7 protein-coding genes and 1 pseudogene are annotated in these 14400 nt (G+C 67.0%); 5 read left to right on the top strand and 3 right to left on the bottom strand.

Going from position 1 to position 14400, the window contains the following annotated elements; translation table 11 throughout:
• Positions 1–86 precede the first annotated feature (86 nt).
• A pseudogene (locus tag NAG42_RS45405) lies at positions 87–1853 on the top strand (DUF262 domain-containing protein); the annotation flags it as partial.
• 186 nt (positions 1854–2039) lie between these two features.
• On the opposite strand, the gene NAG42_RS31140 reads toward NAG42_RS45405, so the two are convergent.
• Genes NAG42_RS31140 through NAG42_RS31130 form a run of 3 tightly spaced genes read right to left on the bottom strand, consistent with a single transcriptional unit; the run spans position 2040 to position 8807 of the window.
• Entirely contained in the window at positions 2040–3185 is a 1146-nt protein-coding gene (locus NAG42_RS31140; protein ID WP_250035466.1) for a lytic polysaccharide monooxygenase, read from the bottom strand.
• Between the two features lie 10 nt (positions 3186–3195).
• On the bottom strand, positions 3196–6123 hold the full coding sequence (locus NAG42_RS31135) for a glycoside hydrolase family 48 protein (RefSeq protein ID WP_250035465.1): 2928 nt from the start codon (positions 6121–6123) through the stop codon (positions 3196–3198).
• Between the two features lie 29 nt (positions 6124–6152).
• The gene (locus tag NAG42_RS31130) at positions 6153–8807 is read right to left on the bottom strand and encodes a cellulose binding domain-containing protein (protein ID WP_250035464.1); all 2655 of its coding nucleotides are present in this window, start codon (positions 8805–8807) and stop codon (positions 6153–6155) included.
• Positions 8808–9178: 371 nt separating this feature from the next.
• On the opposite strand from NAG42_RS31130, the gene NAG42_RS31125 reads away from it, so the two are divergent.
• From NAG42_RS31125 to NAG42_RS31110, 4 genes are all read left to right on the top strand, one after another.
• A complete protein-coding gene (locus NAG42_RS31125; protein WP_250035463.1) occupies positions 9179–10558 on the top strand; it encodes a UDP-glucose dehydrogenase family protein in 1380 nt (459 codons plus the stop codon).
• Positions 10559–10914: 356 nt separating this feature from the next.
• Entirely contained in the window at positions 10915–12282 is a 1368-nt protein-coding gene (locus NAG42_RS31120; protein ID WP_250035461.1) for an ABC transporter substrate-binding protein, read from the top strand.
• A 92-nt stretch (positions 12283–12374) separates the two neighbouring features.
• Positions 12375–13358, top strand: coding sequence for a carbohydrate ABC transporter permease (locus NAG42_RS31115; protein ID WP_438872472.1), 984 nt, complete (start codon positions 12375–12377; stop codon positions 13356–13358).
• On the top strand, positions 13355–14269 hold the full coding sequence (locus NAG42_RS31110; protein ID WP_250035459.1) for a carbohydrate ABC transporter permease: 915 nt from the start codon (positions 13355–13357) through the stop codon (positions 14267–14269). Before NAG42_RS31115 ends, NAG42_RS31110 begins: the two co-directional genes overlap by 4 nt.
• The last annotated feature ends 131 nt before the right edge of the window (positions 14270–14400 follow it).

Below are 14400 nucleotides of genomic sequence, written 5' to 3'. Positions count from 1 at the left end.
CGGCGTTCATAGTGCGGCCTCCGACGACAAGGAAATCTGCCTCCAAGTACGAGCTACCTCCTTCAGAATGCTCCTAGGGTGTCCCGATGACACCCACGCAGTTGGCCTCGGCGGCGCAGGTACTCATTCCTTACGTTCTCACCATTCCCGACTATCAGCGGGGCTACGCCTGGGAACACGAGCAGGTCCAGGACTTCCTGACCGACTTGGAACTGCTTGATCCGGCGGGCAAGCACTACACCGGCACGCTCGTGCTCCTCGGCAGCGAGACCAACATGCTGATCGACGACGATTCACGTCCATTGGCCCAGCTCAACATCGTGGACGGGCAACAGCGAATCACTACGGTCGGCCTCTTCCTCAATGAGCTTCGGCGCGCCTTCGACGATCTCGGACACAAGTCGGTGGCTGACGGTATCCGTAGCAACTACCTGTCGTACATCAAAGATGGACAGGCGCATACCAAGCTTCGACTCGCCGATGAGGCCATGCCGATCTGGTCAGCGCTCATCATGGGCAAACCCGTGCATGCTCCCGACACTGTCTCTGGGCGCCGGCTCCTTGACGCGGCCCTGCAGATCCGTGCATACGTGGCCAAGATTGCGGCCGGGGACGAACCGCTCAGGCAGCTACAGAGGTTCCGCGACGCTTTGATCACTCAGCTGGAGTTCACCGTCTACCGGCTCAGCGAGCAGGCCGAGGTAGGAGTCATTTTCGAGACACTGAACGACCGCGGCAAGCCGCTCACCGAGCTGGAGAAGGTCAAGAATTACCTGCTTTTCCTGGCTGCACGCTTACCGACCGGACAGCGACAGGAACTCGCGGCACGCATCAACCGGTCCTGGGCACGAATCTACCGCCTGCTCCTTGAGGTTGCTGCGGTGTCCGCCGCCGGTGAGGACCAATTCCTGCGAGCACATTGGCTCGCCTCGACGAACCCGGTGTCGGTGCACTGGAGAGGCACGAAATCCCTCAAGGAACAATATGCCAGGACGCGATACACGAGCGAACCGGATCTCCTGGTGGCCGAGATCGGCGAGTACGTCGATTCCCTCGCGCGAGCCGCGCAGTCCTACGCAGACTGCCTGCGACCGCACGTCCAGTCATTTGAAGAGTTCGGTGACCTGGCGAAAGACGCGCGCAGCGCACACAATGACCTCGCACGCACTGGAATTGTCGCGGTGTTTCTTCCCCTTTTCATCGCCCTTCGCGAGAAGGCGCCAACGGACTCAACAGGTTACCTCCGGATCGTGGACCTCTGCCGTCGTTTCGCAGTGCGCACCTACCTGATCGGCGGCTACCGATCCGATGCCGGCCAGGGTCAACTGTATCGGCTGGCGAATCGGGTCTTCACCGGAAATATGAGCGTCGAAGTCCTGGACCAGCGGCTACGCCAACTGGTTGAGTATTACGCGGACGACGCCCAGGTCTACGCCAACCTGATGATCACCGAATACAACTGGTACCGCTGGGGAGCTTTGAAGTACTTCCTCTACGAATACGAGCTACATCTGCTCAAGGGCGCCAAGCCCGACGTCGACTATGTTTTCTTCAATAGTGGGAAACGGGAGAAAACGATTGAGCACATTTATCCTCAGACGGCCACGTCGGAATATTGGCGACGACTCTTCCCTCGGCAACAGGACCGTCGCCTGGTGCAGAGCCTGGGTAATCTGACGCTGACCAGGGACAACAGCGCATACTCGAACAAAGACTTCCCCGACAAGCGAGGGGCGGCCGGCCCAGGAATCCCTCGAACCGCATGTTATGCCCAGGCGCCGCTCGCGCAGGAACAAGAGTTGGCTTCGCTGTCCGAATGGGGACCCACCCAAATCCTGGAACGACAACGACGACTGGCTGACTGGGCAGTCACGCATTGGACGGTCGACTTCTCCGACTTCGATGAATATCTGCAGGACGTCGACGAGGTCCCACCCGCAGAGGACACTCTTTCGCTCTTGGATGAGTGCCGGGCCCCGGGGCCGGCGGGGGCGCGTTGGGTTCGCGCCGCCGCCGGGTTTCTTTCGGAGCGGGTCAGGTCATGCGGTGGTGCAGGCGAGGTTGTTGACCGATGGGGGTGCTGTGCCGGAGCCGAGCAGGCCGAAGGTCACGTACTTGCCGGCGGCCACGGTGCCGTTCCAGTTGACGTTCTTCACCGTCACCAAGGAACCGGAGCTGGTTGCGGTGCCGCTCCAGGCCTGGGCCAAGGTCTGTGCACCCGGCCAGGTCCAGGAGACCGACCAGTTGCTGATGGCCGCGGTGTCGGCGTGCACCATCACCTCGGCCTGGAAGCCGCCGTTCCAGGTGCCCGTGATGTTGAACATCGCGTTGCACGCGGAGTTGCCGGGCGGCGGGGTCGTCGGCGGCGGTGTGGACGGGGGCGGAGTCGACGGGGGCGGGGTCGTCGGCGGCGGGGTCGTCGGCGGCGGGGTCGTCGGGGGCGGCGTGGTGGGCGGCGGGGTCACGCCGCCGTTGCCGACGCCGGTCACCTCGCCGTTGCCGCCGTCGAAGACGACGTCGGAGCAGCCGTAGAACGTCTCGTTGCTGTCCGAGCGCTGCCACACCGAGTAGATCAGGTGGCGACCGCTCTTGCCGGACGGCAGCGTCGCGTTCCAGTAGTAGTGCCCTGCATCGGAACCGGGACCGCCGTTGTCCGGCGGGTTGGTCACCGAGTCGAACGGGGCCGCCTCGAGGTCGCTCCAGGCCAGGGCCCGGGTCGGGCTCCAGCTGTCCTTGGTGATGTACATCCGGAACGTGCCGGGGTGCTTGGCCCAGTTGTTGTACTGAACCTGGATCTGCCGGCCCGCGGTCAGGTGAGTCACCGGGAAGTCGTTGCGCGGCAGGTTGAAACCGGTGAAGTTGTACGGGCCACCGGTGCCGCCCGAGCACAGCTGACCGTCGGGGATGAACCCGGACATCCGGCCCGCCCCGTCCGAGCGCAGCACCGCGAACCAGTTGTAGAGCGAGGTCGTCCCGCTCTGGGCCACGGCGGCCGCACACGCGGCGTTCTTCGGCTCGATCGCCCCCGTCTGCGGGTTGCGGCCGTCTTTGTAGCAGAGCCACGTACGGCTGCCCGGCACCATCATCGCGCCGTGTGCCTGGGCCGCGCCGGGTGGTGTGGCCACCACGGCGACCCCGGCCGCGACGAGCGCACTCATCGCGTACATCAGGAATCTTCTTCGCATCAGAACCCCCTTATCCGTTCGGGAACAGGCGCGCGAAGTCGGCGTAGCCCGTGGCCACATCGACCTGGGCCCAGAAGCGGTGGTAGTTGAACGTCGGCGCCGGGCCGCCCTTCAGATAGGCGTCGACCTTCGGGTAGTCCGGGTCGTTCTTGTAGAAGGACCGGATGTCCAGGAAGGACACACCGGGCTTGATCTCGTCGCCGTTCGGCATCTTGCCGCTCCAGCCCGGCGGGATGTAGATGCCCTGACCGGTCGACGCGTTGTAGGTGTCGTCCATCCGGTTGTAGTCGGCGCGGGTCTCGGTGACCGACACGCCCTTCGAGTCCTTCTTGGTCCAGATGGCGTCGAGCAGGTTCTTGGCCGCCGTCTTGGCCGAGGCGCTGCCCGACTTCGCCGCGTAGTAGGTGAGCAGCTTGGCGAAGGAGCCGGCCACGCCGAGGTCCTGGCCCTTGCTGGTCACCGTGACGTGCAGGTTGGTGTTGGCCGCCGGCGACGACGGGTTCCAGGTGGCCGGGGCGCCCGACCACGCCATGTCCGACGGGATCGCGAAGTCGGTCGCCGTGATGTCGCTGTTGGCCAGCGCCCACGGAACCCACTTGTCCAGGACCGACTTGGCCTTGGCGTCGTTGGTCAGGTAGTAGTACTCGGCCAGCCGCTCCAGCGACCAGGTCTGCATGCCGAACCAGCGGTTCGACGGCGGGTCCTCGTAGACCGGGGCTTCCACGTACGCGAGTCCGTAGAACGTCGGTGTGCCGGCCGGCCGGGCCTGGTAGCTGCCGTTCCAGCTGTTGGTCGCGCCGCCGGCGATGGCACCCTCGGACGACTGCAGCCACTGGTAGAACTCGAGCTGCCGGTTGAGGCTGGCCTGCCAGTCCGCCTTGGCCGACGGCGACTTCGGAGCGAAGGCGCTGACGTTGGACAGGACGTAGGCCGCCATCGGGTTCTGGTAGCCGAAGTGGCTCGTGCTCGAGCCGATCCGCCACGCCCATCCGGCGTTGGTGTCGGTCGCGCCACCCCAGGCGTAGTACCAGGACATCAGGTTGCTGGAGGAGTTCTTGCCGTTGCCCGCCGCGCACGACGTCGAGGCGCAGCCCGGCTGCTTGAAGTACTTGTCGTAGAAGGAGTAGCGCAGGTAGTCGCCCATCTTGGCCGCGTTGGACACGGCCGCGGTCAGCTGCGACTGCTTGCCCTGCTCGGTGGCCCAGGTCAACGCCCAGTACGCCGCCTGCACCGCGCGCGAGTCCGCGTCCGGCGCGTTGGTGTACTTCCACTGCTTGGCGTAGCTGGAGTCCTTGGTGAACAGGTCGAGGAAGCCGTTGGGGCCGCCGTGCTTGAACGTGTCACAGCTCGGCTGCGGCACGGTCTCGAACGTCGACTCCTGCGGGCCGCGCTGGAACGTGTTGATGTAGACGTTGCGCGACGTGCCGTCGCCGCACCGGCCGAAGCCGTACGTGTTGTCGACGTCGAGCAGCCAGTGCATGCCGTAGATGTCGGAGGTGCCGTACGCGCTCTTCAGCTCCGACGCCAGCGGGTCGGTGCCGACCGAGACGCTCGGGTCGAGCTGGGACGGGTACTGCGAGGGCAGCGGGTACTCCGCCGCGTAGGTCGCCGGCTTGGACGCGTCGTACTTGTCGTTGGTCGGCTGGTCGGCGTGCGACGGGATGATGTACTTCTCCATCGTCGCCCAGGCGCTGTTGAACGGCGCCCAGTCCTGCGACGTGTGCCCGTACTCGGCCTCGAGCCACAGCCAGTAGCTGAACGCCTCGGAGGTGGTCTCGTGGCCGTGGTCGGGCGCCTCGTCGATCAGCGTCTCGATCGAGTGGTAGGGCACGCCGTCGGGGCTGAAGTAGCCGTTGGCCGGGTTTTTGATGTCGTTGTACATCTGGGTGAACCGGGCGTCGGCCGCGCCTTCCCGGACGACTGTCGCGTTGACCGTCGCGGCGGTGTGCCCGCTCGCGGTGGCCGAGAACGCGGCCGTCGCGCCGACCGCCGCCGCACTGGTGGCCGCGACGGTGACGGTCTGGCCGGTGCCCCAGTTGGCCGGGGTGAAGGTCAGCGACGCCGGAGTGGCCGAGACGGTGGTGGCGCCGGTGCTGCGGGCGACCGCCACGGTCACGTTCGCCGTGGGCGCCTTGGAGAGCGCCAGCTTGAAGGTCGCGGTTCCGCCGGGCGAGACACTCACCGAGGTGGCATCGGTGACGACCGCCGGGGTGGTGGCCGCGTCCACGAACACGGGCACCGCGGCGGTGTTGCTCCTGCCGCCCGTGGCGTCGTACGCGATGGCCTGCAGTTGATAGGCCGCGGTCTGGGCCGGCACGCCGGTCCAGGTGTACGTGTACGGCGCGGCCGTGTCGGTGTTGAGCAGCAGGCCGTCGTGGTAGAACTCGACCTTGCTGACCGAGCCGCCGGCGGGCACGCCGGGCACCGCGGTGATCGGGATCGAGGCCGGCGCGGTGTATCGGGTGTTCGCCGCCGGGCTGCTGATCTCGACCGTCGGCGCGGTGGCCGGGCCGTTGCAGCGGGTGCCGTTGAGCGTGAACGCCGTGGGCACCGGGTTGGCCGAGCCGAAGGTTCCGTTGAAGCCGGTGCTGACCGTGCCGTTGGTGCCCAGGTTGCCGTTCCAGGCCGCGTTGCTGACCGTGACGTGCTGGCCGCTCTGGGCGTAGACGCCGCTCCAGCCCTGGGCGACCTTCTGGGCGGCGTCCGGGAAGTCGTACTCGAGCTTCCAGGTGGACACCGGGTCGCCGGTGTTGGTGATGGCGATGTCGCCGGTGAAGCCGCCGGACCACTGGCTCTGGACCTTGTAGACGACGGTGCAGCTCGGTGCGGCCAGGGCGGGGACGCCGGCCACGAGGGTCGCGCCGGCGCCGAGGACGGCGGCGCCGGTGACGGCCAGCCCGCGGCGCAGGCGTTGTCTGGTCGGGGGTCTTACTTGCACGGGGTGTTTCCTTTCTGTGGGGAGGCGCGCTACGCCGGGGCGCAGGTGACCGGGGAGGGGACGGGATTGGCGCTGCCGCTGAGGCTTCCGAGGAAGCCGATGGTGGTGCTCGCGCCCGCGGCCAGGGCGCCGTTCCAGGAGGCGTTGCGCACGCTGACCGCGGTGCCGGTCTGCGTGTGGGCGCCGCCCCACAGCTGGGTGATGGTCTGGCCGCCGCCGTAGGCCCAGCCGACGGTCCACGCGGCGGTCGGTGCGGTTCCGGTGTTCTTGACGGTGACCTCGCCTTGGAAGCCCCCGTTCCACGAGCCAGTGTTCTTGTACGTCGCCTCGCAGCCACCCGAGGGAGGCGGCGTGGTGGCGGGCGGTGTCGTCGGCGGCGGCGTGGTCACCGGCGGCGTAGTAGGCGGTGTGGTGGCCGGCGGTGTGGTCGCGGGCGGCGTGGTGGGTGTCGACACCGGGTCGGCGTAGAGGATTCCGCGCCCGTTGGTGCCGAGGTAGACCCGGCCGTAGACGCGGGGGTCACCGGCCAGGGCGTCACCGGCGTTGCCGTACTGGTGCTGGTCGTCGTTGATCCGCACCCAGCTCGCCGCGCCGTCGCCGGAGCGGAACACGCCGGTCACGCCGTCGACCGTGCCGACCAGGAAGATCGTCGGGCGCGCGGACCCCGGCGCCGCCTTGCCGAAGGCGACGTTGACACCCGCCGTGACCGACGTGATCTTGGTGAACGACGCTCCGGAGTCGGTCGAGCGCAACAGCCCGCTCTCCCCCACGAACCAGACCTCACCCTGAGCGCCCGGCACCGCCTTGAAGTGGAGCCGTCCCGCCGTGGGCAGGGCAGCGGCCGAAGCCGTGAACGAGGCCCCGCCGTCCTTGCTCGTGTAGAACTTCCCCCCGGCGTACGCGTAGAAGGTCTTGGGGTCGACCCGGTCGCTCTCGACGATCGCGCCGGCCGGGACGCCGCTCGACGCCGTCCACGAGCTGCCCCGCGTGGTCGAGTGGTGGACGCCCACCCCCTGCGGCGACCACACCATCGCAGTCGCGTCGGCCCCGACCGCGATCGTCCCGCCGCCGGTCACCCCGGACGGCTCCTGGCCCTGATACCAGTTCTTGCCGCCGTCGGACGAGATGCCGAGGTGCGGGGCCGCGTCCGCGTTGCCGACGCGGGCGAAGACGGCCGGGCTGAGCTCGGCGAAGTCCAGCGACGTGTTGCTGCCCAGCGCCGGCGTGTCGTGGAAGTTCGGCGGCACCGCGTCGAGCGAGGCGTGGTGGAAGCCGCCGATGTCGCCCAGCGCGCTGACCAGCGGGGCCCCCGAGGGCGGGCTGGCCAGGTCGAGCACCGCCGTCTCCTCGATCCCCTTGGCGTACGGCTTGATCGTGAAGGTGGTGTTCTTGTCCCAGTTGGTCAGCTGGGTGGTGCCGTAGATGGTCGCGCCGGTGCCGTAGAGCATCCGGTCGGAGTCGAACGGGTCGATCTCGAGCGATTCGTTCATCCAGCCGAGCTTGGGCGTCGACTCGGGCGGCTGCGGGTTGGTGTTGAAGTCGAGCCAGGGGTTGGCCGAGATGTCCATGGTGTAGCGCTTGGCCACCGACGGATAGCCGTCGAAGTCCCAGATGCGGGTCCAGGTGGCGCCGTTGTCGGTGCTGCGGAAGAAGATCGCGTCGGGCCACCAGGAGATCTGGGTGGCGACCATGAGCGTGCCCGGTCTCTGCCGGTCGACGGTCAACCCGGAGTAGCCGTAGTACGGCGATGCGGAAGCCGGTGTCGGCGAGATGTCCGTCCAGGTGCCGGTGGTCGTGTCGAGCCGCTGCACCTGCCCGGCCCCGCCGTCGTAGGGACCGCCGGTGTCACTGGTCGCGATGAACAGGTAGTTGCCGGACACCACGCCCTTGTGGGCCAGGTAGCCGGTGGGCTGGCCGGGGATGCGCTGCCAGGTCGCGCCCCCGTCGAGCGAGCGGTAGACCGGGTTCTCCTTGTCCGCGACCCCCACGTAGATCTGGTTCGCCGCGCCGAAGGTCACCCAGGTCAGCCCCTGGTTCTGGTTGAGGTAGCCGTTGGCGTCGGCCGGATCCTGCACGTAGTTGCCGGCGTTCGGGAAGTTCGTCACCTTGGCCCAGGTGGCGCCGAAATCGGTGCTGCGCCAGAGCCCGTTTCCACCCTCAGCGGCGAAATAGACCTTCCGGTTGTCGCTGGGGTCGACGGCCAGCCGCTCCCCCATGCCCCGGCCCGGCATGTTGCCGCCGTTCTTGAACGGCAGCGCGGTGGCCTGCCAGGTGTTTCCCTTGTCGGCCGAGCGCAGGATGGCTCCGTTGTTCGGGTCCCAGCCGTTGGTGTACATGCCGACCGCCGCGTAGACGCGGTCGGTGTCGACCGGGTCGGGCGCGATGCTCAGCACGCCGTTGTAGCCCCAGTTGTCCTGCCCGACCCAGTCGAGCAGGGGCGTCCAGCTCTGGCCGCTCTGGTTCCAGCGGTAGGCGCCGCCGATGTCGGTGCGGGCGTAGATCAGGTTGCGCTCGCCCGGGTTGAACACGACACCCGGCACGAAGCCGCCACCGTCGATCCGGACGTTCCTCCAGATGTACGGGTCGGCGGCCGCCGCGGATGCCCCGAGAGGGCGCGCGAGGGCCACGGCAGCCGCGCTGAGCAGGACGGCGGTGACGACCGCCGAGATGGTGGTCCGACGCATCCGAGAGCCTTCCATCGACGAGCTTCCACATGGGAGCGCTCCCAGCAGCGTCCTGGCCATGACATATGTCTGTCAACCCCTGGAAACCAGGAGTTGACAATCATGCATATCTTGGCGAGTCTGCCGGTCGGCCCCGGAGGCATGATCACTTCGCGGCCGGGCACTCGGCCCGGGGCGCGGACAACCGCGTCGAGCATTTAGATTTCTCAATGACTAAATGATTCAGAACAACGCGCGGCAACTCTAAGGAATGAACCGATAACGGTACGTCAAGGATTTGCGCGACGTTTTTCTACGCTGTGTATCATCTGGCCGTGAATACGGGAGCGGGCCCGCGTCCCCCAGCGGAGCCCGCAGCGGAGGAGCGTTTGATGAAGGTATGCGTTGTCGGCACCGGTTACGTCGGCCTCACCACCGGCGTGAGCCTGGCCTTCCTGGGGCACGAGGTCACCTGTGTCGACCTCGACCAGGAGAAGGTCGACATGCTTCGTGGCGGGCGCTGCCCGATCTACGAGCCCGGCATGGAGGAGCTGCTGGCCGAGGCCGCACCCAATCTGACCTTCACCACCAGCTACGCCGAGGGCGTCCCGGGCGCGGACGTCGTCTTCGTCGCCGTGCAGACCCCATCGGCCCCGGACGGCAGCCCCGACCTGCGTTACCTGCGCTCGGCCGCCGAGAGCGTGGCGCAGAGCCTCGACCACGACTTCACTGTTGTGGTCAACAAGTCGACCGTTCCGATCGGCAGTGGTAACTGGGTCGACGCGATTCTGCGCGATTCGTTCGCCACCCGCGCCGACCGCGCGCAGGACCAGGACGCCCGGCCGTGTGAATTCTCGGTGGCGTCGAATCCGGAGTTCCTGCGCGAGGGCAACGCGATCCACGACACGCTGTTCCCCGACCGGATCGTCATCGGCTCGGACAACCCGCGGGCCCTCGAGGTGCTCAACCACCTCTACCGCCCGCTGATCAACCAGACCTTCACGCCGCCGACCTTCCAGCCGCGGCCCGACGACACCACGGCCGTGCCGCTGGTCTCCACCGACCTGGCCAGCGCCGAGCTGATCAAGTATGCGGCCAACGCGTTCCTGGCCCTCAAGATCAGCTACGTGAACGAGATCGGCCAGCTGGCCGGCAAGGTCGGCGCCGACATCACCGAGGTCGCCCGGGGCATCGGCCTCGACCAGCGGATCGGCTCGCGCTTCCTGGAGCCCGGGGTCGGCTGGGGCGGCTCCTGCTTCGGCAAGGACACCAAGGCGCTGATCGCCACGGCGTCGGAGTACAAGTACGACATGCCGATCGTGCAGGCGGCGCGCGACGTCAACCAGCGCCAGCGCGAGATCGCCGTCGAGCGCCTGCAGAGCGAGCTGCGCATCCTCAAGGGCCGCAAGATCGGCCTGCTGGGCGTCGCGTTCAAGCCGAACACCGACGACCTGCGCGACTCGCCGGCCCTCGACATCGCCCAGCTGCTGGTCGCCCGGGGCGCCCGGGTCAAGCTGCACGACCCGATCGCCGGTGACCGCTTCCGCCGCGAGTACCCGGAGATGGCGCCGCACCTGAGCGACACGCTCGACGGTGTCTTCGACGACTGCGACGCCGTGGTGCTGGTGACCAAGTGGGCGCAGTATCTCGAGCTCGACTGGGGCAAGTTCGTCGGCCTCATGCGCACGCCGATCGTCCTCGACGGCCGCAACGTGCTCGACCAGGACCGCATGGAGCGCCTGGGCTTCCGCTACCTGTCGATGGCGGGCTGAGCGTTGGCGAACACAGCGTTGGCGAACACAGCGTTGGCGGGCTGAGCCCGCGCTGCACGGCGGCGTGACACGCCGCCATCGACCGATCAGGCCACCCCGCCTCGGATGTTTGCCCATTTCCGAGGCGGGGTGGCCTGTTCGACGCTAGGGTCCAGACAAGGCGCTTTTCGCGGCCTGACCAGGAGCTCCACCTTAACCGGTTAAGGTCCCCGGAGCAGCGACGCCGTATCGTTACCGACTCGATCAAGCGGAAATCATTGCGCAACGTGCCGGTTACCTCTTGACTGTGATCCAAGTAGCGCTTCGGACGGCGACGTCTTCGGACGTCGGAAGCGCGATTTGACATAGGGAGCGGTATGTTCGGTCAACCTACGAGCCCGCGCATTCGGGCCGCGCTCGCCGGAACGCTGAGCGCGGGGCTGGTCTTCGGCCTCGCAGCTTGCGGTGGCGGCGGCGACGACGACAGTGCGAGCACCGACGCGTCGGCGTCGGCCATCGACTGTGCGCCATACACCAAATTCGGTGACCTCAAGGGCAAGACGGTCACGATCTACACGGGCATTGTGACTCCGGAGGACACTCCGCACATCGAGTCGTACAAGCCTTTCGAGAATTGCACCGGCGCCTCGATCAAGTACGAGGGCGACAAGTCGTTCGAGACGCAGATCCTGGTGCGGGCCCGCGCCGGCAACCCGCCGGACCTCGCCATCGTGCCGCAGCCGGGTCTGGTCAAGCAGCTGGTGGCCACGGGCAAGGCCGTGGCCGCGCCGGCGGACACCGCGGCCAACGTCGACAAGTTCTGGGACAAAGCCTGGAAGACCTACACCACGATCGACGGCAAGTTCTACGGCGCCCCGTTGGGCGCCAGCGTGAAGTCGCTGGTGTGGTATTCGCCGTCCGAGTTCAAGGACGCCGGCTACACCGTTCCGACCACGCTGGACGAGCTCAAGGCTCTGTCCGACAAGATGGTGGCCGACGGCAAGAAGCCGTGGTGCGCCGGCATCGGCAGCGGTGACGCGACCGGTTGGCCGGTCACCGACTGGATGGAAGACATGGTGCTCCGGACGAGCGACCCGGACACGTACGACAAGTGGGTCAACCACTCGATCCCGTTCAACGGTCCCGAGGCGACGGCCGCGCTGGACGCCGTCGGCGGTTACCTGAAGAACGACAAGTACGTCAACGGCGGTCTGGGCGACGTCAAGAGCATCGCGACCACCACGTTCCAGGACGGCGGTCTGCCGATCCTCGACGGCACGTGCTCGCTGCACCGCCAGGCCAGCTTCTACGCGGCCAACTTCCCCAAGGGCACCAAGGTGGCCGAGGACGGCGACGTCTTCGCGTTCTACCTGCCGGGCAAGGACGCCACCACCAAGCCGGTTCTCGGCGCGGGTGAGTTCGTGGTGGCCTTCGCCGACCGTCCCGAGGTCCAGGCGTTCCAGACCTACCTGTCCTCGGACGTGTGGGCCAACACCAAGGCGAAGCTCTCGTCGGGCTGGGTCAGCGCCAACAAGGGTCTCGACCCGAACAACCTGACCAACCCGATCGACAAGCTGGCCGGCACCATCCTGCTCGACCCGAAGGCCACGTTCCGCTTCGACGGCTCCGACCAGATGCCGGCCGCCGTGGGCTCGGACGCGTTCTGGAAGCAGTCGACGCAGTGGATCACCGGGCAGGACACGGCGACCACGCTGAACAACATCGAAAAGGCATGGCCGAAGTAAATACCTAGCAGTACCGGGGCCGGTCGGAGCACATTCCGACCGGCCCCGACCCTCTCTCTCCTTTTCCAGCGCACAAAGGAGGTCCGGGTCGCGTGTTCAACACCGCCTCCACCACCCCCGAGAAAATCCTTCAGATGCTTTCGGCACTGCTGCTTTTCGCGGCGGTCATGGGCATCATCCTCTTCATCGCCGGACGGTTCGGCGGCAAGAAGGGCGACCGGGTGGTCGCCTACCTCTACCTGCTGCCCGTCCTGCTCCTGCTGACGGTCGGCCTCGTTTATCCCGGCCTTCGCACCATCTACCAGTCGTTCTTCGATGCCGCGGGCGACGCGTTCATCGGATTCGACAACTACGGCACGATCTTCAGTGACCCCGACCAGCTCACCGTGCTGCGGAACACGGTCTTCTGGGTGGTGCTCACCCCGTTCGTAGCCACCGCGATCGGCCTCGTCTACGCGATTCTCATCGACAAGTCGCGGTTCGAGTCGTTCGCCAAGACGCTGATCTTCCTGCCGATGTCGATCTCGTTCGTGGCCGCGGGCGTGATCTGGAAGTTCATGTACGAATACCGCCCCGATCAGGGCAACGTGAAGCAGATCGGCCTGATCAACCAGCTCATCGTCTGGTTCGGCGGCAAGCCGGTGCAGTTGCTCATCGAGTCGCCGCTCAACTCGTTCCTGCTCATCGTCGTGATGATCTGGATCCAGGCCGGCTTCGCGATGACCATCCTGTCGGCCGCCATCAAGGCGATCCCGGACGACATCATCGAGGCGGCCCGCCTCGACGGCGTGAACGCGTGGACCATGTTCCGCCGGATCACGCTGCCGAGTGTGCAGCCGACCGTCGTGGTCGTACTGACCACGATCGGCATCGGCACGCTGAAGGTCTTCGACATCGTCCGCACCATGACCGGCGGCAACTTCAACACCAGCGTCGTCGCCAACGAGTTCTACCGCCAGACGTTCAACGCCGACAACCAGGGCCTGGGCGCCGCACTCGCGACGCTGCTGTTCGTCCTGGTCATCCCCATCGTCTGGTACAACATCCGCTCGTTGCGTCAATCGGAGGCATCATGACCGCCGCCACTCCGGTCACGACGACTCCCCCGCTCGTGGCCGACAAGCCGTCCGCTTCCAAGATCGCCAAGAAGCGCCTGAGCTCGCCGTGGGCGTCGCTGGCCGCGATCGTGCTGGCCGTGCTGTGGACGCTGCCGACCTTCGGTCTGCTGGTCTCCTCGTTCCGGCCGGAACGGGCGATCAAGACGACCGGCTGGTGGAGCTTCTTCAGCAACCCGACGCTGACCCTGGACAACTACCGCGGGGTGTTCGGCGAGGACGGCGGCGTCAACCTCGCCTCGTTCTTCGTCAACTCGCTGATCATCTGCATCCCGTCGGTGCTGATCCCGGTGTCGCTGGCCGCCCTGGCCGCGTACGCGTTCGCCTGGATGAACTTCCCCGGCAAGAACATCCTGTTCCTGGTGATCTTCGCGCTGCAGATCGTGCCGCTGCAGGTCACGCTGATCCCGCTGCTCGAGATCTTCGTGAACATCCAACTGACCGGCACGTTCTGGACCCTGTGGCTGTCGCACTCCACCTTCGCGCTGCCGCTGGCCATCTATCTGCTGCACAACTTCATGCGCGAGATCCCGTCGGGCCTGATCGAGGCCGCCCGCGTCGACGGCGCCGGTCACGTCTCGATCTTCTTCAAGGTGCTGCTGCCGCTGCTCACCCCGGCACTGGCCGCGTTCGGCATCTTCCAGTTCCTCTGGGTCTGGAACGACCTGCTGGTGGCCCTGGTCTTCGCCGGCGGCGGTGACGAGGTCGCACCGATCACCCTGCAGCTGGCCAACCTTTCCGGTACGCGCGGAACGGCCTGGCAGCTGTTGTCGGCGGGCGCCTTCGTGTCGATCATCGTGCCGGTCACGGTGTTCCTGCTGCTGCAGCGTTACTTCGTCCGAGGCCTGCTGGCGGGCAGCGTCAAGGGCTAGCACCCGCTCTCACCCCGCAGGGGCCGCGTCCACGTCCGGGCGCGGCCCCTCACCTTTGGGCGACCGGCGAGCCGCGGCAGCGAGCAGCGAGCGGCGAGCGGGGCGGCGAGCGGCGGGCGGCGAGCGGCGGG

This window comes from Paractinoplanes maris (assembly GCF_023544465.1).
Taxonomy (GTDB): domain Bacteria; phylum Actinomycetota; class Actinomycetes; order Mycobacteriales; family Micromonosporaceae; genus Actinoplanes; species Actinoplanes maris.
This window is presented reverse-complemented; position numbering and strand designations above follow the sequence as displayed.

Bases quoted from the DNA above. Each gene is read 5' to 3' on its own strand.
- NAG42_RS31140 (WP_250035466.1), bottom strand. From the start codon at position 3,185: ATGCGAAGAAGATTCCTGATGTACGCGATGAGTGCGCTCGTCGCGGCC.
- NAG42_RS31130 (WP_250035464.1), bottom strand. From the start codon at position 8,807: ATGCGTCGGACCACCATCTCGGCGGTCGTCACCGCCGTCCTGCTCAGC.
- NAG42_RS31125 (WP_250035463.1), top strand. From the start codon at position 9,179: ATGAAGGTATGCGTTGTCGGCACCGGTTACGTCGGCCTCACCACCGGC.
- NAG42_RS31120 (WP_250035461.1), top strand. From the start codon at position 10,915: ATGTTCGGTCAACCTACGAGCCCGCGCATTCGGGCCGCGCTCGCCGGA.
- NAG42_RS31110 (WP_250035459.1), top strand. From the start codon at position 13,355: ATGACCGCCGCCACTCCGGTCACGACGACTCCCCCGCTCGTGGCCGAC.